Here is a 20,835-nt window from a genome sequence, read left to right as displayed (position 1 = left end):
GGAAGGGAGTAGCGTTGCTTTAAATATTGAGCTAAGTAGAGAGCTTTTTCGTAGGGTGAATCCAAGCTTTTAGAAGACTTTGCGACTTTTTCTTGGTTGTAGTTAGCGAGGATTTCTTCGGTGCGTTGCCTAACTTTTTCGGCAATTTCGGGAGGAATTTGCAGATAATGTTTTTTAATATCTTGCGGATATTTAATCGAAGCTTTACCTAACAAAGTGCGATCGCGGTATGGTACTTCAGAAACTACTGTGTAGGTTAGTCCTTCTGATAATTCTACAGGCGATCGCAATCCGTCTTCCTGATCAACAGCGATCATTGGTGTGGGAAAGTAAATCTCTTTGGCATTAGCCATCGCTGGAATTAGGTTCGGCAAATCCGAGACCACTGTATAAGTTTGCACTACCTCTTGGTTTTTACCAGCGATCGCCGATGGGGGAAGAAAAATTTGGTAAGACCAAGGCGATCGCCTGATGGTTGCAACATCTTCATTCCGAGAAACTTCCCATCCCTTACCTGTATAACGGTCAAATCCTAATACTCGCCAAAAACCCTCAGCTTGCGATCGCACTCGCATCACAACTTTAGGTTTCATCTCACCGCGCAGGTTTTGGTTAATTTGGCTATTAAAACCATAATAAAAGTTATTATCTACTTTACCTGGTTGACCAGTTTGATTTTGTCCCGTACCACTGCCTTGATTATCACCTTTCCCTTGGCGGACATAACCGGGATTAATAATCCTACTTCCTGTGAAATTACCTTTTACTTGAATAGCAGAACTTACGGGAAAATTCCGTAACTGATAACCAGGGAATCTGGGTAAAACAGCAAAAATTGCCAGTCCCAGACCGACAATTAGCAAAAAATTTAGAATTAAAAATTTAAAATTGAGAGTTGAGGAATTCTTCTGATTGAATTTTCCCTTTTGAGTTTTTAATAGTTGTAAACCTAAGCGTGAGCGATAATCTAATACTAAAGTTGGCAGAGCGATCGCTAAAAATAACAGCAACACAGGTGCAAATGCTAAAGTCTGACTTAGGGTTGCTGCCACACCCAATAAAATTAATCCTATAACAATCGAATAGCCCAAATTTTTCCGGCGGGGTGTATCAAAGCTATGCAACACCTGGAGTTGGATTAATAACTCTGCCAAACTCAACCGCGTATCATTCAACTCTCCCGCTAATCGCCCAAAGAAAGCACCCAGTGCGATTAACATTCCGATGGCGATGCAGAATTGAACTGCAACGTTGCGATCGCGGCGACGATAGTAACTCCAAATCCCACCCAATACACTCAGAGGTAACGCCCAAAAACTGAATGAAGTTTCAGCAGCGATATCCGTCGCCCCAATTCCCAAAATAACCAACGCTAGCACCAGCACCCGCAAGGAAATTGAATCTTCCGCCTCTATCAAAGGCGATCGCTGCCGATTTTGCCGCCAGAAATTACCTACAGGGACACGCCAAAACCGATTGATCCTAGATAAGTTAAGCATTTCGAGTCTAAGTGAAAATTCCACGGAAACAATGCTGAGGACGAAACTGTTCGCCCTACTTTAAAGTATTCCCCTTAGAAGAAGCTTTCTTATCTCATCAGTCACAAGTTAAGGTAATTGCACTTTTGTCAAGAGTGCGCAGGAAAAGGGTTTAACAATTCAAAATTCAAAATTCAAAATTCAAAATTAAAGACATTTCATACGGGGATTTAAACCCCGACTGAGATGGGTGCTATAGGAATCATATTTGATTTCTGAAAAAATCTCAGTATTCTTGTAGGGTGTGTTACGGCTTCCGTAACGCACCATCCTTTATATTTTGGTGCGTTAGCCTACGGCATAACACACCCTACGTGTATTTCAAAAATCAAATACTAGTCCTATACATATAGATGTAGGGGTCTTAAACCCTTTAATTTACGATAAATCTAGCTTGGAATATTCAGACTATTTTAAGTACTTTAACTAATTAATGGCGTAAAAAACACAACTAGATAAAATCGTTGTGACAAATTGGTGGCTTGATAAAATACAGACGAGGCCAAATCAGCACAACACAACAAACTAACTCGTTCCCCAGGCTTTGCTAGTAACCGAGTGGACTGACGAGTACCCACAAAAAATCATTTATGGGGTAGAGGGTAAGTCTACTCCCACTGGTTAGTTGTAACCACGCCTTAAGTTTCGCAAATGATATAAGTAAGCACCCTGTTGCTAATAGTATCTAGATACTGAAAAAGCCCCAAGGCAACAGCTAGGCAATAGTCACCTTAAGATATTCAGCATTACATACTAGCGGTGGCAATTAAGGTTACACAGTGGGATTAATCACAAACAACAACGACTGTTCGTCTATTTCTGGAAACTCAACTTCTAGGGTATAAGTTGGGTTAAGTTGCTCGCAGCCTAACTCTACACTTAAGTATCCCGAAGTAGAAGATGTTGTCATTGCTAAAGTGCCACTTCCTTGCAGCGTCAAAGTTCCTTTAACAGGTAACTCAGCCTGAACAAGTAACTTCGTAAGTTTACCTAGAGACTGGTACTCTGCTCTGATGTTCAAAGCACCAACACTGGTTAACCATTGTCTTTCTACTACTGGACTGGTTGCTGAAAGTGGTAGAGTCAGATTTTCCAGCAGTTGTTTAGCTGCTAGCAACGACAAAGCCATCTGTTGACGCGGTTGTAAATCTGAGTAATCGCTCTGAATAGTGGGCATTGTCTCCAGAGTACTTGCAGACCGATAGGTGCTTCTTAGCACCAATCCAGCTATATCATTTAGTGCTTGAGGCTCGTTGGGGAAAAAGTTCTCCACCACCTGAACTAATTTTGCCCCCAGAGGCACTGAAGATGTCACTAAAGCCTGACACTGTTCTAGCAATTGCCGGAAAACTTTCTCCGGTAAGGGACGTGGCAGGTTAAGCTTCGACTGTTGTACCATCCATCCCCAGCTAGGAACTAGTGACCTTGACGGCTCATCAACAAAATCAGGATAGTCGGTTAATTGTGTTTCCCAGGGAAACAACGGTGGATGGTCTTGGACTTGGATTTGTAACCGACGCTTAAGGACGGCTTGGAAACGATCTTGCACAGTAGGAATTTCTCCCAGTTTAAAGGTCTGAGGCGTTCCTCCCAATTTTGGCTGACTGCTTTTTGAAGCAGTGGCTTCCTTGAGGAGGTTTTCCACCCCGTCATTTTCCTTACATTCTAGCGATCGCTCGTTACTTTTGACATTATCTGTCAATAAACAACAGAGACACTGGTGTTGTAAGGATTCTGAGTCACTATTCATGAGTAGATGCACCTGATCCGGACACTAATGAGTTACGAATTTCCCAAGCTTGCTCAAGAATCTTAAACCATCGTTTTTGAAGTTGTGCCATTGACAGCCCTAAAGTTTTTGCTATTTTTTCATCAGCTTGTCCTTGTTGCTTCAACTCTAGTAAAGACCGTTGCTTGTTGTCCAGCTGTGCTGTGTATACTTGCCATTGCTGGGGAGTTAAGCCCAAATTGGTGTGTAAAGAAGCTTCCAGCCACTCATGAACTAATTCCCAACGGTGCAACAAGGCAAACCGAATCAAATGATATTTAAAGCGCTGCTGTAAATAATCTCTCTGACGAGGGGTTAAACCTAAAATTGACTCAATTTCCTGTGCTGATAGATCCTGGAGGCGGAGGGAAAAGTAATCAGCGCAGTCAGATTGTTGTCGTTGTTCGAGATAATTCATTAATTCCGTAACAACAACGGAGCGCAAGGTGTCTTCTTCGGGTTCGGGTTCGGCTTGCGTGGCCATTGTGGAGCGCAATTGGTGAATTGCTGGTTCTTCCCAAGAACCATCGGCTTCATTATTGCTACCTTCTGCGGCTTGTTCTATATCTACGCTGGTTTCTGGGGGCTGCTGTTGAGAAAAAGTTTGCGCCCGGAGAATAATTAGCTGCTGCTGACGACCTGGTAAGGGAATGCGTCGCTTGCCGTAGCGCTCGGTAAATGCCATATACTCAGACAATTCCAAGAGCGTCTGAGGGCGATAAGTGGTACCGAGTTGATTTTCTCGCCGGAAAGCGTTCAATGCCTCTAGATAAAAGCTCTGGAGGAAATCTTCAATGATCGTCAGCCGCCCTTGATAGCTCAGTTGCCTCTGAGGGGGATTAATATATCGATAAACAATTGCACTCAGAGTACTGTGTAATTCGACCCTGCCCCGATTGGAACCCAACTGATAGTACCTGAGACACTGTTGCAGCCGATAGCGAGCCAGGGTCATCGCCGAGCTTTCTACGGTTCCAGAAGCTTGGATACGTTTGCTTTCCTGACAAATCCGGTAGACTTCGGTGGTAATACGTCTTGCTACGTCGTGGCAATTCTGTTCCGAAGCTTTGGTTGATTGCTGAAACTCCTTGCATAGGAGTTGAAAGATCACCTCCACGCCTGTAGAATTTTCTCCCAGAATAGTTGCAAATGGAATAGTTGCGGTTGCGGTTGCGGCTGAATTCATAGTCTCGGTTTTCAAAAGACCCTAACTTACTTAAATACAACCTGTAGGACTGTGGGTATTGGCTTGTTTGGTTTTACGTATAAGCTAAACGCAGACCAATCCTATATTGAGGATGTGGCTGATTTATTATTCCCAATTCTGATGGGATTGTTCACACTTGATAGATGTTATTGCCATTACCCAGGAGCCGTATACAAGTCATTATGGATTTAGAAGCACAAATTCAATTGCTGATCGACAATGCACCCCGCGATGGTATGACACCACATCTTGTTGCAGCAATTGCTCCTGCCCTTAGAGCGATCGCTCAAAAATTACGCTACTCCCAGTACTATGTTCTCCAAAATTCGGAGGCAAGCTGGGTTTTAACTACGTTGAGCAATCGTGCTAATCCAGGATTGGAAAAGCGTGTGATTTACGCTTTCCCTACCATACTGGATGTCTCTCTAATTTCCCCTGCTGGGCTTGACCCTCAAATGCTAGCTAAAATTACTCCTGTCACCCATATTTTGTTTCAATTGGTGGCATTGGAACCCGTAGATAGTATCGTTTTTTTGGAAACGCCGGGTCAGACCACTCATACCGTTGAAATTCGGCGAACTGATCTAGAAAAACTCATGCAACAACAGCTACGACAGCAGCGATCGCCTAAACAGATACCCCCTGATATTGCATAGAAAAAATTTGGATGTAGGGTTTTTTAGATACAATCCCACATCCAAATTTTTCAATCTCAAATTTATTTAAAAAAGTTTTCTAAATCAGGAAAAAATTTTTTTCTTTCCCTTACATCAGGCAACGGACTCAACTATCGGTGAAACCTAAAATTTCTAAAAAAACAGTTATCAGTGAACATTTTACAGTTTTAGTTTCCCACTAAACCAGAGTCCATACTGAAGAACTTCCAAATAAAAAGCCCCAAGTTTTACTTGGCAAATAAGTGGGTTGAATTAAATCTAAAACTGGTTTAGTGTGCGTTAAGACCTTAGCAGAACAGAGCATTTCAGGTTTTCGGTACGTTGCGGCTTCCGTAACACACTCTACAGCTGATTTAATAGAGGCGACTCAGTGTGTACTCAGCGATGTTAATCAATGCCTGGTGGGATTCTGAGGGTGGGAGAACTGCAAGATGTTCAATTGCTAACTTCGCATGATGAGCAGCTAACTCTCGCGCCTGCTGTATACCTTGACTATCTTGAATCAGTGCTAGTGCTTGCTCTAAATCCCCTTGTTGAGCAAATTCTCGTTCAATCAGCACTTCCAAAGATGGTTTTTGGGCTAAAGCAAATAAAACGGGTGCAGTCAGATTACCACTTTTGAGATCCGATCCCACTGGTTTACCCAAGGTATCTGTTGTACTAGTGAAATCTAGAATGTCATCAACAATTTGAAATGCTATACCAAAATGACGGCCGTAGCTATACATATGCTCAATAGTTTCTCGTGAGACTTCACTGAGCAACCCAGCAGCTTTAGAACTATTGGCGATTAACGAAGCTGTTTTGTAATAACTCTTCTGGAGGTAAGTTTCAATAGAGATACCACCATCAAAACGATTTAGTCCCTGCTGAATCTCCCCAGTAGCCAGATCCATAATGACTTCTGAGAGCAGTTTTACTACCTCCAAATTGTCCAAGTTTGCTAAATACCAGGAGGATTGGGCAAAGAGAAAATCTCCTGCTAAGATGGCAATGCGGTTCCCAAACAAACTATGAACGGTAGGAACGCCTCGCCGCACGTCTGATTCATCTACCACATCGTCATGTACCAAGCTTGCTGTGTGAATCATTTCTGTAATCTCAGCAAGGCGGCGGTGACGCGGCGTAATGTCTTGTTCTAACATTGTTGCCCGCGATATTAGCAGGACAATTGCTGGTCTGATACGCTTTCCCCCAGCTCCGAATAGATGTTCGGCTGCTGCAAACAGAATGGGGTGGCGATTTCCAACTAGCTGCTTGAGGTTATCTGCTAGTAGTCGCAGGTCTGCTTCCACAGGGGTAAACAGGGAGGTGGCTGGGGTCATGGATGGGCGGACTCTGACTTAGGTTACGAAAGTTTACATATCCTATACTCATTTTAAGATAACCCTGTGCCAGCGCAAAGTTTTCATCAGGTAATCCCATATTTCTGAGTCTATCAACGACAATTAAAGTGCTAGTGCATTTGTCAATAAGCAATTGTGCTTATTTATTGGAGTTTCAGGTTTTAATAACTTGAAACATAAATTAACAGTATCGCGGAATAAATATTGGTTTAAATTATGTTAATTAATTTACCAGTACACCTTTGACGCCACAGTTACTAAAAATTTTAAGCAATATTACTTATTGACAAAATAGACATAATTCCAATCTGTTATCACGGGGTAAGACTAAATTTATCCAAGACTCAAGTGTAGCTACTCAAAAAATTTGAAATTTGGCAGCCAAGTAAGCTCAAAATTCAGGGACGTTGTGTTACGCTAAAATGTAGGAATTTTAAATTGTTGACATACATATCCACATTCCAAAAGTAAGTCAGCTACTAGTTGATTTTACTGCCTGGATGATGTGAGTCTAAAATAATTAGTCGCAGTTTAGATTAAAGGAATTATTCCTTTGGTTTTTGCTACGATACGCGAAACTCCTGGTTTGGAGCTATGCGGTATCCCTATGGGAAGCCGCTAGACGTCTTTATTTGACGTTGAGCGCGGGCATTGCTCTGTTCACAGCCGTTTGAGCAAAAATAAAGCAGATCAAGTAGACCTCTGAGAATCGTAGTTTTAGATTGCTGTTTGGCAATCTAACTGCTGTGGGATCTATGGTCTGCCAAAAGACGGATTAGATAATTAATTCTTTGTCCGTAGAGAATTTATCTCTATAGGTAATTTTACCATAGGAAAACTACAGCCATCAAGAATGCTCTTGGTTGGCTGAGGTTCTACTAATTTATGGAATTTTATATTCGTTTACAAGGGTGCTAGTAGAACAATGATTTGCGGAAGTATACCTATGATGATTTTTATTTTAGCCTCTGGATATTTGTTCACAGTCTACCTGTTATTAGCACTGGCGAAGCGAACGGGTACAAAGACTGTTCCGAGAAGTTTCCCTTCCTCTGCTGAAGGAAAACGCCAGCAGGAGATATCAGTAAGGGCAAAGGTCACTCAAGTAGTTAATAGTCAATAGTCATTTGTCATTTGTCCTTTGTCCTTGGTCATTTGTTTTGATTTAAGGACTAAGGACAAATTAGTTTTATTGGAGTTGGGTAATAGGGGTATCAGTGAAGCAGACCTCTTCAACCAGTGGGGTATAGCCTAGCCATTGGACTCCAGACTGGGAGAACTGTTGTGGACAGCCGCTAACAGCGAAGCGAGTTGGCAATGGTAAGTGAGTATTTCTTAAACCTAGTAAGTCTAGCTCTTGGGCACAAGCTGCTACAACGTGAACAGCTGGATCGACTAACTGGACTTGAGGGGGGAGAAGCGATCGCAGTACTGGTGTAAGATACGGATAATGGGTACAGCCGTGAACTAAGGTGTCAATTTCTTGGTCTAATAAAGGCTGTAGGTAGGCTCGTGCTACTTCAGCAGTGTAGGGGTCATGAATGCGATTTTGCTCGATCAGTGGCACAAACTCTGGACATCCAACTTGCCAGACTTGGACATCAGGAGCAATTTCTAGTATAGCCTGCTTATAAGCATTACTCTTAGCTGTGGCTGGAGTGGCAATCACACCAATACGTCTTCCTTGCTGCACCGCAGCTTTTGCACCCGGTAGGATTACTCCTAAAATGGGTATGTTAAATTGTTGACGCACGGTTTCTAAAGCTAGTGCAGAACTGGTGTTGCAAGCCATAATCACCATTTTTACCCGTTGCTGTTGTAGCCAGGTAATAATTTCACGTGTAAATCGTAAAATTTCTGCTTGTGAACGAATTCCGTAAGGAAGTCGAGCTGTATCCCCAAAGTAAACAATTGATTCATTGGGGAGTTGCCGGTAGAGTTGTCGCAGTACTGTCAGTCCACCCACACCACTATCAAAGATGCCTATTGGGGCACGTTGGGGTTCTTGATCAGAAAAATCGTCAAAATTCCCTTCAAAGATGAAAGATGAATACACAGGCAGATATTAATTTAGGTTTTGGGATTTAAAATACAGAATTTACCAGACAATGGACAAATTTACTACTAAATTCCGCAAGCAAAAGAAGTTTAAATACCACCTTTTAATTAGTAATTTGTACTATATTACCTCTGCTTTAAGTATTTTAGGATGCCTTGAGCGATCGCCTCTGCCATCTGATTTTGATACTCTGGTGTTCCCAATCTGGGATTGTCTTCTCGACCACTCATATAACCTGTTTCTACTAAAATCGAGGGCATAGAGCTTTTTCTGAGGACGTAGAATCTGGCTTTGCGGGTTCCCCGGTCTTTGATTGTACTGATGTTTTGGAGGATGGTATTGCGAACTACTTCAGCTAAAGCATAACCACTGTCGTAATAATACACTTCTAAGCCATTAACATCAGGGCGATTATCAACAGAGTTAGCGTGAATGCTGACAAACAAAGTCGCATTCACTCGCTTGGCAATCTCTACTCTTCCCTGAAGTTCTACGAAAAAGTCAGCATCGCGCGTTAGCACCGCTTGTACACCATTTTGCTCTAAAATTGCTGCTACCCTTTTACCAATAGGGAGGATTACATCTTTTTCTAAAAGTCCCCCCAGACCAGGAGCGCCTGAATCTTTTCCACCATGTCCAGGGTCAATAACTACTACCAATTTCCCTCTAGGAACCGAGGGGCGCGGCCGTGGCTTGGAGATCGGACGGGGATTATCTGTGGGGTTTGGGAATTGAGCTTGGTTTGGCGATGGTAGGGGAGGTAAAGCAATTGGCGGTGTGATGCTGCTAGCAGAGCGTCGTAATTGTAAAGCTAAAAGCTGGCCGCCAACCTGGTTGAGTTCCCCAATTTGTACTCCGGCTGCTGGTTGAACCAAGACGGTGACAGTATTGAATTCTTGTGGTTGCAGGCGTACCCGCAGAATAGGGCTATTGGGATTAAAAGTAGGGCCTGTGACTTTGGGAGCTAACTTAGCATTGTTGATAGTAATGCGGAACAGACCAGAGGATCTATCCCAGGCGCCTGTAGCAGATAAAGTTTGGTCGGCTGTAATCAGCAGTTGTGTACCATTATTAGCCAATTGGACAGACTGAATGGTAGCAGTTGAGGTGTTAGTAGGTGGTATGGGGCGTGGACTGTTAGTTCCAGGCAATTGGGCGACGCCACGACTGGGTAAAATCACAAAACCACCAACACTGCTAGTGGTTGTTCGCCAATTGGGACTATTTTCATCCACCTGTAAAGTCAAGCGCACAACAGATGGGCTGGTTTGCAGTTGGCTGAACTGGATACGGCTGACACCATAGCGATTAATTGACAAATCTCGCTGCTCTAGATTTGGTGATAAAGTTGCGCCAGCAATGTCGATGTTAATTAATTTCTGATCGTTGCTACGGTTTACCTGAATCTGAGGATTGCCACCATTGGTGCGGATCAAAAAACCATCGCCTGTGACTTGTAACTTCTCAATTTCAGTAACTTTGGCGACAACCGTTCCGTTGTTAGGTGGATTGACAAAGCCGGTTGTCACCACATTGTAAATATTCCTTGGGGAGAATGTTGGTGTAGATGTTCTAGGTGAAGTTTGTGTCGCTATAGCTTGTTCTTGATGACCATCGGTATTTTTTGAGGGGACATTTTCAGCTTCTGGCGTAGGTAATTGCACAGTCCAGCGTTCACGAAGTGTCCCCGCAGGGGATTCGCCAGTTGCCCTGATAAATTGCACTCCTTTGGGGTCTAAAGTATAACCAGGAGTGATTTCAACCACTATGCGGGTTGTTTGTTCGTCAAACTGCCCAACACGGATAGAACGAATTGCACCGCCCAGCTGTTGGGTTAGCTGCGGACGCCCAAATATAGTTCCTGGTAAATCAATTACCAAACGAGTGGGGTTAAAAATTAATTGTGCTTGGGGTTGAACATTCCCTAAAGTATTAATTTCCAGCTTGTTTTGATTGGCATCAAAACGCCAAGATTCAAGTTTCCCGGCCATTGCCGGCGACGATAGCATGAAGATGGTTCCAATAGTACTGGATAGTAACCAGTGTAATTTCACAGTCCTTTCTCCTGATTCACATTCATGGGAGCTGTCAACATCTCAACATATTGGCAAATCCTCACACCATCACCGCAACACTTGAGTTTTGCATTGTTATTAAGACACAGCTAATGGCGTAAAATATAGCACGCTCCTCTGATTTTGCCATGCCATTATCCCAGATAAATTTGACTGCCAATTTTAGATTAAATGAAAGGGAACAGGGAAATAAGCCACCCACGAGGGGTGGGGTTTCAACCTACCTGACGATGATACGGATTTTTTTGCTTGACTTCGGGCGAAAGCGCGTAGCGGGACGTAAGTCCGGTTTTGAACCTTTATTTTTTACATAAAAGCCGATTTTGGGTTAATGCCGGACTAACGTCCTGCTACGCTCCATTATTGACAAATACAGGTCATTAACTATTTGTCAATAAGTAATAGTGCTTAAAATTTTGCCAAAATTTGAGGTCGGAAACACAAATTTTTAGCCACCGATGCCTAGGGTGGTCACTGAGCGACTTGCCTTGACTTGTACTGAGCCTGTCCTGAGCGTAGCCGAAGGGCGCAGCCGAAGTAGCGAAGTCGAAAGGAGCCGAAGTGCTGGCTACGCCTAGGCGTCAAATTCAAAAGCATCGTTCATTCTTACTCCAAAACCTTAGTACAAAACTTAATTAAATACTCTGAATAATCGATGGTTTACATCATAATTACTATTGACAAAACGAATTTTGCCTTAACTTGTCACGAATGGGGTTGTAAGTAGAGCGACGCAAATAAAGCTAACTGGCTAAGGCTGTCATTTGTCATTTGTCCTTCATCATTTATAAGGGTTTGAGGTGCATTTACGTTTCGTAATATAGGTTGTTTTATTCTTGCCGACTTACTTACTGTGTGTGGTAGTATATGGCCTTAGAGCTTATTTATAAAGTAAATATTAAGTAGGGTGTGTTACGGCTGTGTAGGAATTTGAGGGTTTGAGAAAGTCTAATTTAGCCGCAGGGCACCTGGAGATATGGTGCCGTACTCTCAGCTTGAACGCACCCGACAATTTAAGGTTTACTTTATAAATGCTCTGTTAACGAAAAGTTGTATTGTGCGGCTCATACAGTGTTGACTTATCTTCTCCTTAGATACTGAAGGATGCCACGAGCGATCGCCTCTGCCATTTGATTTTGGTAAGCTGAGGTTCTCAGCCTAGCCATATCCTCTCGTCCAGTCATATAACCCGTTTCCACGAGAATGGAGGGCATAGAAGTTTTTCTGAGGACATAAAACCTGGCTCGTCGTACTCCCCTGTCTTTGAGAGTACCAATACTTTGGAGAATACTGTTATGGACACTGCGAGCTAGACCCAAACCACTGTCGTAATAATATGTTTCTAAGCCACTGATCTCCGAACGACCCGGGCCGACTGCATTAGCGTGGATGCTAACAAACACATCAGCATTAGCTCGTTCTGCTAATTGCACCCGTCCCGGAAGGGTAACAAAATAGTCAGAATCCCTCGTCATAACTACTTGTACGCCATTTTGCTGTAAAATTTGAGCAAGTCTTTTACCAATAGGCAAAATAACATCCTTTTCGCGTGCCCCCCCAATGCCCACTGCCCCTGAGTCTTTACCCCCATGTCCGGGGTCAATAATGACTACCACTCGCCCATTGGTAACTCGGCGCTGTGGTTGTGTTAGGGGCTGGGGATTGAGATTGTTTGGGTCTGGGAATGGCCCTCGGTTTGGCGGTGGTAGCCCAGGTAAGGCAAAAGGTGGTCTTCCGGGGAGGGCGACAATTCGCCGAGAGCCTTGGATTGGTAAAGCCAAAAGCTGGTCGCCGATTTGCCTGGGTTGCCCAAGTTGCACTCCGCCTGCTGGTTGAACTAAGACAACGACAGTGTTGGGTTCTTGCGATTGCAGGCGTACCCGGAGAATGGGGCTATTGGGAGCAAAAGTCGGGCCTGTAACTCTGGAAGCTAACTTGGCATTGGGAATTGTGACGCGGAACAGACCAGAAGTTCTATCCCAGGCTGCTGTAGCAGATACAGTTTGGTCGCTTCTAATTAGCAGTTGTGTGCCATTATCAGCCAGTTGCACAGACTCAATTGTTGCTGGGGAGTTGTTATCAGATGGTCTGCTGGGAAAGGAAGTGGGTTCTGACTGATTGTCGGAATTATTACTTCCAGGTAATCTGACAACACGACTAGGTAAAACTACCAAACCACCGCTGTTGCTATTAGTTACTCGCCAATCTGGGCTATTTTTATCTACCCGCAAAGTCAGGCGAACGCCAGGAGGTTGGGTTTGCAATGAAGTGAATTCGACGCGGCTAATACCATATTTGTTAACGGGTATATTATTTTGCTGAGTCAGACGTGGTGATAAAGATGCGCCAGAGATATCCACAAAGATCGTAGCGCGATCGCGGCTGCGAATTACCCGAATCGGAGGATCACCACCACTGGTACGAATGAACAACCCATCACCTGTTACTTGTAAGTTCTCAATTTGAGTCGCCCCTCGTGTACTAGTGACAACCCTGGAAATATTAGGTTGAGGCTCAGAATCTGGGGTAACTACACTGTAAGCACTTCTGGGAGACGATACTACTTTATCGACTTCTGGTCTAGGTAATTGCACCGTCCAGCGATCGCCAGTTGTACCAACAAATTGGACTCGTTTGGGGTCTAAAGTATAACCAGGAGTCAGTTCGACAACTATCCGTGTTGTTTCTGTATCAAACTGCCCAACACGGATCGAGCGAATTCCACCACCGATCTGTTGTGTTAGCTGCGGACGACCAAATGTAGTTCCTGGCAAATCAATTACTAGCCGAGTTGGATTGAAAATTAGTTGTGCCTGGGGTTGAACTGTTCCCACAGTATTAATTTCCAGCCTGTTTTGATTGGCATCAAAGCGCCAAGATTCAAGTCTCGCTGCCATTGCTGGCGACGATAGCATGAAGATAGTTCCAATAGTGCTGGGTAGTAACCAGTGTAATTTCACAGTCCTTTCTCCTAATTCAGGTTCATGGGAGCCATCAATATCTCAACTCATTGGTAAATCGTCACACCGTAACCACCTAAACTTGACCTTTGATGCCTTTTTTGATTTTTAAGCTGCTATTAAGACATACTTAAAATTCAGTTATTCAGGTTTAATATTCAGTGTAAATCCCCATGCGAAACCTTCCACCTGTAAAGGTGGGGGACTCTGACTCCCAACTAAGCTAGAAAACTGATAATTGATAGCTGTTCACTAATAAATGTTTGTTTCTTGTTGCCATTGATGCACTGAGTAAATAATTCCCATTACTGTCAGATGATCTAGCAAGATTTATGGGTGTTACTCCCCAATTATCTAGAAAATATTCAGATAAAGGCTTACAAGCCGAGGGAAACTGGAAATAAGTAACATTTTCAATGCTGGTAGAAATTATAAACAGACGATTATTCTACAATCACACGGGACGGAGATTTGGTAAGAGAAGTTTCCACTGTATGATTGGGAGATGGGGGGGATGAGGGGGATGTGGTTCGACTTCGCTCACCAACCGGGGGATGAGGGGGATGGGGGAGAATTATTGAACAAGTTTCTTCCTATTCCCCATTCCCCATTTCTAAAGATTAACGATCGCCAGAATCTGGGGTTACTTCCAAATTGCTACTGTCATTTGATGCTGGCACTCTCGATTGAGGTGGTTCTATTACTAACGAAGTACCAGAGGAACCGTCTAAAATTAGTTGCTCTAAGCCTCCGTCCACAGTTTTTGGATCTGGAAATACAAATCGTAATAAGGGAGGAGCTAAAAAGGTTGTTAAGATAACCATCATGATAATTGCTGCCCCTAATGGTTTTGACAAAGCGCCACTAGCAGCGCCGACACCAGCAAACACTAATCCAACTTCGCCTCTGGGAATCATCCCTACACCGATGGCTAAACGGTTGATTCCCGGTTGACCAAACACGCTTAAGCCTGTGATCACTTTACCGAGAATGGCTACTGTAATCAGGAAAGTTGCCATTATTAAACCTTCACGATTGTCGGGAATTGCTGGGTTTAAAACTCCCAAATCGGTTTTTGCGCCAACAGTCACAAAGAAAATTGGCACTAACATATCGGCAATGGGACAGACTTGCTTTTGTAGTTCTTTGCGTTTTTCTGTCTCTTCTAAGACTAAACCCGCCGCAAAAGCTCCTAAAATTGCTTCTAAGTGGATGACGGCCGCAAGGTATGCCATTGCAAAGGCGAAGATGAATGCTGGTATTACCAGTCCACCGCGTGTTTTGAGTCTATCAGCGATCGCTACAAAGGACTTATTGAAAACATTGCCTAGTAGGATTGCTCCCAAAATAAAACCAGTGGCGCTGATAATCAAATAAATAACTTTGCTGACATCCACTACGCCATCTTTAGCTAGGCTGGCAACTACTGCTAAAACGATGATTCCTAGTACGTCGTCAATTACGGCAGCACCCAAAATAATCTGCCCTTCTTTAGAATTGAGTCGCCCCAATTCTGACAGCACTTTGGAAGTAATACCAATACTAGTGGCAGTCAAAGCCGCCCCTGCAAAAATTGCCGGTACAGCACCAATACCAAACAAAGTCATTAGTCCCGCAGTCCCAGCAGCAAAGGGTACTGCTACCCCCACTATTGCTACAACTGTGGCTTGGATACCAACTGCCATTAAGTCTTTTAAGTTCGACTCCAAACCGATTTCAAACAGCAGGATGATCACACCCAATTCTGCCAAAACGGAAACGACCTCAGACTGCGCTGCAAATACTGCTGGAGTGGCTTCCGGTGTTAAACCAGCAGTGGTTTGAAGGAAGGACATGATCAAAGAGTTAGAACTGTCTGTGCCACCTTCTGGAAACACTAAAAGCTGAAAAACAGAGATGCCCACGATCACACCACCAACAAGTTCGCCTAACACAGGCGGTAAACCCACTTGGTTTGATAACTCTCCACCAACTTTGCTGGCGAGATAAATGACTACTAAGCTTAGTAGCACTGCTGCTACTACCATTGAACTGTCTGCGGCTTCTGTTGCGCTGGCCAGCAGAGGAAAAGAGAAGCTGATTGGATCTAACAAATGCATGGGTTCTCTGAAAATTCTTCTCTTTGATTCTGACGCGTTTCTGAAAAACATCCTATGGAAATGCGATTGGCAGCTTGTATAGCTTAAATTGTGCCATTTGTCAACTCAATCAACTGCTGCCAAGTAAGAATAATTTTCCGGTTCAGTTTTCAGCAGCCAATAGGCCACAACAAAATTAGGACTTACGCAAGTGTCACAAAAAATAAAAGCTTTTAGTTTGTAGTCAGGGCTTCAGCCCCAATACTGCGTAGGTTTTGGCAAAAAAATAAAAAATGTGTAGGTTGGGGAGCCACTGCGCCCTTGCGGTTAAGAGACTTGTTCGCTTTTAGCGTTCCCGCAGGGTAGCATGTGGCGTTTGAGGAACGAAACCCAACCGAAGAGCGTGGTTTGTTGGGTTTCGCATTGCGCTCAACCCAACCTACAAATATTAAAAACCTACAACTTTATAAGCAATACTTATAAAGTAACTCTTTTAGGGTTATGATGGGACTAACTTAAAACGAGATACTTGATAGGTAATGCTTATGGAATCACTCTTAATGCGAGTTACTTATGGTAAAGAGTTTCCCGAATTGGGCAAGCGCATAAAAGATCACCGTCAGGCATCAAGTAAGTCTCTTACTCAGCTAGCAGCTGAAGCAGGGATAAGCGTTCCTCACTGGAATCGTATTGAAAACGAAAAAGTTCAAGATTTGCCGCTAGAGACTTTGCGAGGGATTGAAAAAGCCCTAGATGTTGATTTGGGCGTGAAATTTGACGGCTAATTAATTAACTAAAATCTCTCTTCACCCTTCTGCCATCTGCCCTCAGCATAGCTGCTTTTCCTATGCGTCTAGCCTATCAGTACCGTCTACGACCAACAAAGGAACAGATAGCCACCTTTGAAAGCTGGCTAGAACTGTGTCGCCGTCAATATAATTACAGGTTGGCAGAACGGTTTAACTGGTACGAGCAAAACCGTTGTGATGTTGACCGATGCTCTATTATTTCTTGCGGTATCGCACCGCTAAAAGACCGCCCTGACTACTACAGTCAAAAACGCGATTTAACCAACACTAAAGCTTTATTTCCAGAATACAAAGATATCCCCTCCCACACGCTACAAGACGTAATCGCACGAGTTGAAAAGACATTTGACAGATGGTTAAAGGGAGATAGCAATGGTAAGCGTTCTGGTCGTCCACGTTTTAAAGGCAAAGGACGTTACCGAACACTTGCCTTTCCCGACCCCATCAAGCCAGAACACATACAGGGTAAATTCATCCAGTTACCCAAAATCGGCAAGGTGAAGATGATTTTGCACCGTCCTATTCCTGACGGTTTCAAAATCAAAACCGCCGCGATTACCCACAAGGCTGACGGTTGGTATATCAGCCTTAGTCTTGAAGATGTGACTGTGGCTAGCACTAAAACTGATGTCATCCCCACACTAAACAACACTGTAGGCGTTGACATGGGGTTGAAATCATTCTTGGTAACGAGTAATAACCAAGAAGTAGAAATTCCCCAGCATTACCGCAAAGCCGAGAAGCGATTAAAACGGCTACAGCGTCAGTTATCAGGTAAAAAGAAGGGGTCAAATCGTCGTAAGAAAGCTATTAAACGTGTTGCAAAATCTCATTTAAAAGTTGCCAATCAGCGCAAAGATTTTCATTATAAAACTGCAAGATGGCTATTAAATCAATCCCAAGTTGTTGCACATGAAAACTTAAATATCAAGGGACTGGCAAAATCAATGCTTGCCAAGTCCGTAACTGATGCTGGATGGGGTCAATTTCTACAAATTCTAAATATCAAGGCTGCAAGTGCTGGGTGTTTGGTAGTAGGAGTGAACCCCAACGGTACTAGTCTTGAATGTTCTGATTGTGGCGCGACAGTTTCAAAAACATTGGCCGATAGATGGCACACCTGCCAGTGTGGTGCTAGTTACGACCGTGACCACAACGCAGCGCGAAATATAAAACATAGGGCGGCGGGGCATCCCGTCCTTTTAAAAGCTAGGGAAATGTCCAACCCCTTGGGGGGAGTCACCTAGAAGCCCCCGCCGTCCTCTTATGACGGCGCGGGGAGTATGTCACTTTCCAAAAATGTAACCATTTTGGCTTTTGACGATCGCAGTGTCAAAGTAAGAACATATAAATCGGATCTAGTATCTAGTGATCGCCCTTGAGTTGTCAAAGACTTGTGGTGGCTGTTGACTCTCAACGACCACCAAAAGATTGTTATATACGCTACTAAAAACATCTGTGGATACTTTGAGGAGTGGAAATTTTATGACTAGAACCACTTTACCCGGTTCTCAGTTTCTCAGTGGAAACTTGTGGAAAATACTGCCTTTAGCGCTGCTGGTATGTGCAACTTTTGTACTACCTGCCTTGGCACAAGAAAAAGATAAATTGTGGCGAACCCTAACTGTCAGTGGTCGCGGAGTGGAAACAATTCCGACAACCCTGGCGCAAGTCAGTTTAGGAGTGGAGATTCAGGGGAAAACAGCACAGGAGGTACAGCAAGAAGTTGCCCAGAGGTCTTCTGCTGTGGTTGCGTTTCTCAAAAGCAAAAATGTTGAAAAATTACAAACTACTGGTATTCGGCTCAACCCAGTTTACAGCTACACTAATAATGTGCAGCGAATCACAGGCTATGCTGCCAATAATACTGTGAGTTTTAGTATTCCGACTGCGCAAGCTGGGATATTATTAGACGATGCTGTCAAAGCAGGTGCGACACAAATTAACGGCATTAGTTTTGTTGCCAATGATGAAGCGATCGCCTTAGCGCAAAAACAAGCATTAAAAGAAGCCACTCAAGATGCCCAGCAGCAAGCTGATGCTGTTTTCAGTGCCTTGGGTTTTAAATCCAAAGAAGTAGTGAGTATTCAAGTTAATAATGCCAGTGCGCCTCCACCACCCATGTTTTTACGTGCTGAGGCTTCAAAGTTAGCTGATGCTTCCACCCCTGTAATTGGCGGTGAACAGCAGGTAGAAGCGTCGGTAACGCTGCAAATTAGTTATTAGTCATTTGTCCTTTGTCATTTGTCATTTGTCATTTGTCATTTGTCATTTGTCATTTGTGAGGGCAAAGGACTAACAATTAAAAATGTTCTGAGGACATATCTCCTGAACCGCCCTCTCCATCGCGCTTAGAGCCTAATAAATCTAGTTGATCTACTCTAATAATTGGTGTAGAACGGTTTGCTCCTGTTTGGCGATCGCTCCATGTATCAAACTTTAAAGAACCTTTTATACCTATCAGGCTTCCCTTACGCACGTAATTACCTGCTACTTCAGCCGTCTTATCCCATAATTCCAGTGTGAACCAGTCAGGTTCATCGCTATTGCGCGATCGCCTTTTTACCGCTAGTGTCAATCTACACTTAACACTACCAGATTCAAAATATTTTATATCTGGGTCGCCGCCTACACGACCAACAAGGGTGACAATATTGATACTCATGTGCCTGACTTCTTAGTACATACGTACTGAATACTTGAGACTTTCATCATAGCGAATTGTGAAACTATTGAAAATAATGTGATAAACAGTTAACAATATAGTTGAATTGAAAACTTATACAGACTACTTCGAGAAACACATAAAAGTATACGCTGATACTAAGCACCTTGGTGCGAAAAAACTTAAGTATGTTACGAAACGTAAATAAGCTTAAAACCCTTACTAATGACAAGTGACGAATGACAGCCTTAGCCAGTTAACTTTAATTGCGCCGACCTACTTAACCTAACCAGAGAGTATTAAAAAATAGAGTAATAAGACATATGGTTCAGTGGTTTGTCTCTCGACACCTAGGTTTTTTAAGTGGTTGATTACCTTTCCACTATTATTTAGTATAGTGCATTAGTACACTAATTAATTGAAAGCCGTCCTTTATGACGGGGCTTTAAACCCAATTTCTCGGTAAATATTCCTGGGAATCCGATAAAAATATAGTCTAATTTACTCAACTCAGGATATAAACGTAATCGAATTTGGCACAATTAACTCTTAACCGTTGTAGTCAAAAAGTATCGCAGATAGGGGGCGTAGAGAGGCGTGGGTATTTTTAGGAACTTTCGCACATCATGGGATATGGGTATCGACCTCGGTACTGCTAACACCCTCGTTTATGTATCTGGTAAAGGGATTGTACTGCAAGAGCCTTCTGTCGTGGCGATCGATGTCAACGAAAAGGTAGCACTGGCAGTAGGAGAAGAAGCCAAAAAAATGCTCGGTCGCACACCTGGAAATGTGATTGCCCTCCGCCCTTTGCGAGATGGTGTAATTGCTGACTTCGATATCGCCGAGCTAATGTTGAAAAGCTTTATTGCGCGTGTAAATGAAGGCAGGTCTTTGATTTTACCCCGGATTGTCATTGGTATTCCCAGTGGTGTCACAGGAGTAGAAAGGCGAGCTGTGATGGATGCAGCTCACCAAGCAGGAGCAAGAAAAGTCTATTTAATTGATGAACCTGTAGCTGCGGCCATTGGTGCAGGACTACCTGTTGCTGAACCCACTGGCAACATGATCATCGATATTGGTGGTGGTACAACAGAAGTTGCGGTGCTGAGTCTCCAAGGTACGGTAATCAGCGAATCAGTACGCATTGCTGGCGATGAACTGACTGAAGCGATCATTCAGTATATTAAGAAAGTTCATAACTTAGTCATTGGTGAACGTACTGCCGAGGACATCAAAATTCGGCTTGGTTCTGCCTATCCCACAAATGATGATCATGAGGCGATGATGGAAGTCCGAGGTTTACACCTGCTTTCTGGTCTACCGCGAACTGTAACAATCAAAGCCCCAGAAATCCGTGAAAGTATGTTGGAGCCGCTATCAGTAATTATAGAAGCTGTGAAGCGGACACTGGAACGGACACCGCCAGAACTGGCGGCAGACATTATTGACAGAGGTATTATGTTAGCTGGCGGTGGTGCTTTGCTCAAAGGCATAGATACCCTGATTAGCCATGAAACGGGGATTATTACCCACATTGCGGCCGATCCTTTGAGTTGCGTTGTGCTGGGAACAGGTCGTGTGTTAGAAAACTTTAAACAGTTGGAACGAGTTGTCACTGAAAGTTCCCGCAATATGTAACGCGGTGTGCAA

General features: G+C 43.5%; 15 protein-coding genes. 6 read left to right on the top strand and 9 right to left on the bottom strand.

Going from position 1 to position 20,835, the window contains the following annotated elements; genetic code table 11:
* From LC605_RS22165 to hetZ, 3 genes are all read right to left on the bottom strand, one after another.
* On the bottom strand, nt 1-1,499 hold a 1,499-nt coding region (locus LC605_RS22165; RefSeq protein ID WP_229549688.1), incomplete at its 3' end, for a DUF3488 domain-containing protein.
* Between the two features lie 811 nt (nt 1,500-2,310).
* Complete coding sequence (locus LC605_RS22160; RefSeq protein WP_229549687.1) at nt 2,311-3,288, bottom strand: PatU; 978 nt, start codon at nt 3,286-3,288, stop codon at nt 2,311-2,313.
* The gene (gene hetZ / locus LC605_RS22155) at nt 3,281-4,492 is read right to left on the bottom strand and encodes a heterocyst differentiation protein HetZ (RefSeq protein WP_229549686.1); all 1,212 of its coding nucleotides are present in this window, start codon (nt 4,490-4,492) and stop codon (nt 3,281-3,283) included. The genes LC605_RS22160 and hetZ overlap by 8 nt, the downstream gene beginning before the upstream one ends.
* 203 nt (nt 4,493-4,695) lie before the next feature.
* Between hetZ and LC605_RS22150 the strand changes: the two genes are divergently transcribed.
* Nucleotides 4,696-5,169 (top strand): hypothetical protein, encoded by a 474-nt coding sequence (locus tag LC605_RS22150; RefSeq protein WP_229549685.1) that lies wholly within the window; start codon nt 4,696-4,698, stop codon nt 5,167-5,169.
* A gap of 374 nt (nt 5,170-5,543) precedes the next feature.
* On the opposite strand, the gene sds is transcribed toward LC605_RS22150, so the two are convergent.
* Complete coding sequence (gene sds, locus LC605_RS22145) at nt 5,544-6,515, bottom strand: solanesyl diphosphate synthase (protein ID WP_229549684.1); 972 nt, start codon at nt 6,513-6,515, stop codon at nt 5,544-5,546.
* 946 nt (nt 6,516-7,461) lie between these two features.
* Here sds and LC605_RS22140 point away from each other — a divergent pair.
* Nucleotides 7,462-7,659, top strand: coding sequence for a hypothetical protein (locus LC605_RS22140; protein ID WP_229549683.1), 198 nt, complete (start codon nt 7,462-7,464; stop codon nt 7,657-7,659).
* A gap of 66 nt (nt 7,660-7,725) precedes the next feature.
* On the opposite strand, the gene murI is transcribed toward LC605_RS22140, so the two are convergent.
* The 4 genes from murI to LC605_RS22120 all read right to left on the bottom strand — a co-directional run bounded on the left by murI (nt 7,726) and on the right by LC605_RS22120 (nt 15,729).
* On the bottom strand, nt 7,726-8,592 hold the full coding sequence (murI, locus tag LC605_RS22135) for a glutamate racemase (protein WP_229549682.1): 867 nt from the start codon (nt 8,590-8,592) through the stop codon (nt 7,726-7,728).
* A 128-nt stretch (nt 8,593-8,720) separates the two neighbouring features.
* Nucleotides 8,721-10,649, bottom strand: coding sequence for an N-acetylmuramoyl-L-alanine amidase (locus LC605_RS22130; protein ID WP_229549681.1), 1,929 nt, complete (start codon nt 10,647-10,649; stop codon nt 8,721-8,723).
* 1,100 nt (nt 10,650-11,749) lie between these two features.
* The gene (locus LC605_RS22125) at nt 11,750-13,630 is read right to left on the bottom strand and encodes an N-acetylmuramoyl-L-alanine amidase (protein ID WP_229549680.1); all 1,881 of its coding nucleotides are present in this window, start codon (nt 13,628-13,630) and stop codon (nt 11,750-11,752) included.
* A 620-nt stretch (nt 13,631-14,250) separates the two neighbouring features.
* Nucleotides 14,251-15,729 carry a cation:proton antiporter gene (locus tag LC605_RS22120; protein ID WP_229549679.1) on the bottom strand — a complete coding sequence of 493 codons (1,479 nt, stop codon included), beginning with the start codon at nt 15,727-15,729 and terminating at the stop codon, nt 14,251-14,253.
* A 524-nt stretch (nt 15,730-16,253) separates the two neighbouring features.
* Between LC605_RS22120 and LC605_RS22115 the strand changes: the two genes are divergently transcribed.
* From LC605_RS22115 to LC605_RS22105, 3 genes are all read left to right on the top strand, one after another.
* Nucleotides 16,254-16,493 carry a helix-turn-helix domain-containing protein gene (locus LC605_RS22115; RefSeq protein ID WP_229549678.1) on the top strand — a complete coding sequence of 80 codons (240 nt, stop codon included), beginning with the start codon at nt 16,254-16,256 and terminating at the stop codon, nt 16,491-16,493.
* 62 nt (nt 16,494-16,555) lie between these two features.
* Nucleotides 16,556-17,764, top strand: coding sequence for a transposase (locus LC605_RS22110; protein ID WP_229549677.1), 1,209 nt, complete (start codon nt 16,556-16,558; stop codon nt 17,762-17,764).
* A 238-nt stretch (nt 17,765-18,002) separates the two neighbouring features.
* A complete protein-coding gene (locus tag LC605_RS22105; RefSeq protein WP_229549676.1) occupies nt 18,003-18,743 on the top strand; it encodes an SIMPL domain-containing protein in 741 nt (246 codons plus the stop codon).
* 76 nt (nt 18,744-18,819) lie between these two features.
* On the opposite strand, the gene LC605_RS22100 is transcribed toward LC605_RS22105, so the two are convergent.
* A complete protein-coding gene (locus LC605_RS22100) occupies nt 18,820-19,182 on the bottom strand; it encodes a single-stranded DNA-binding protein (protein WP_229549675.1) in 363 nt (120 codons plus the stop codon).
* A gap of 633 nt (nt 19,183-19,815) precedes the next feature.
* Between LC605_RS22100 and LC605_RS22095 the strand changes: the two genes are divergently transcribed.
* The gene (locus LC605_RS22095) at nt 19,816-20,823 is read left to right on the top strand and encodes a rod shape-determining protein (RefSeq protein ID WP_229549689.1); all 1,008 of its coding nucleotides are present in this window, start codon (nt 19,816-19,818) and stop codon (nt 20,821-20,823) included.
* Nucleotides 20,824-20,835: the final 12 nt, after the last annotated feature.

This window comes from Nostoc sp. CHAB 5836 (assembly GCF_020829445.1).
GTDB lineage: Bacteria > Cyanobacteriota > Cyanobacteriia > Cyanobacteriales > Nostocaceae > Nostoc.
The sequence above is the reverse complement of the archived record's forward strand: the minus strand, read 5'-3'. Positions and strand labels throughout refer to the sequence as shown.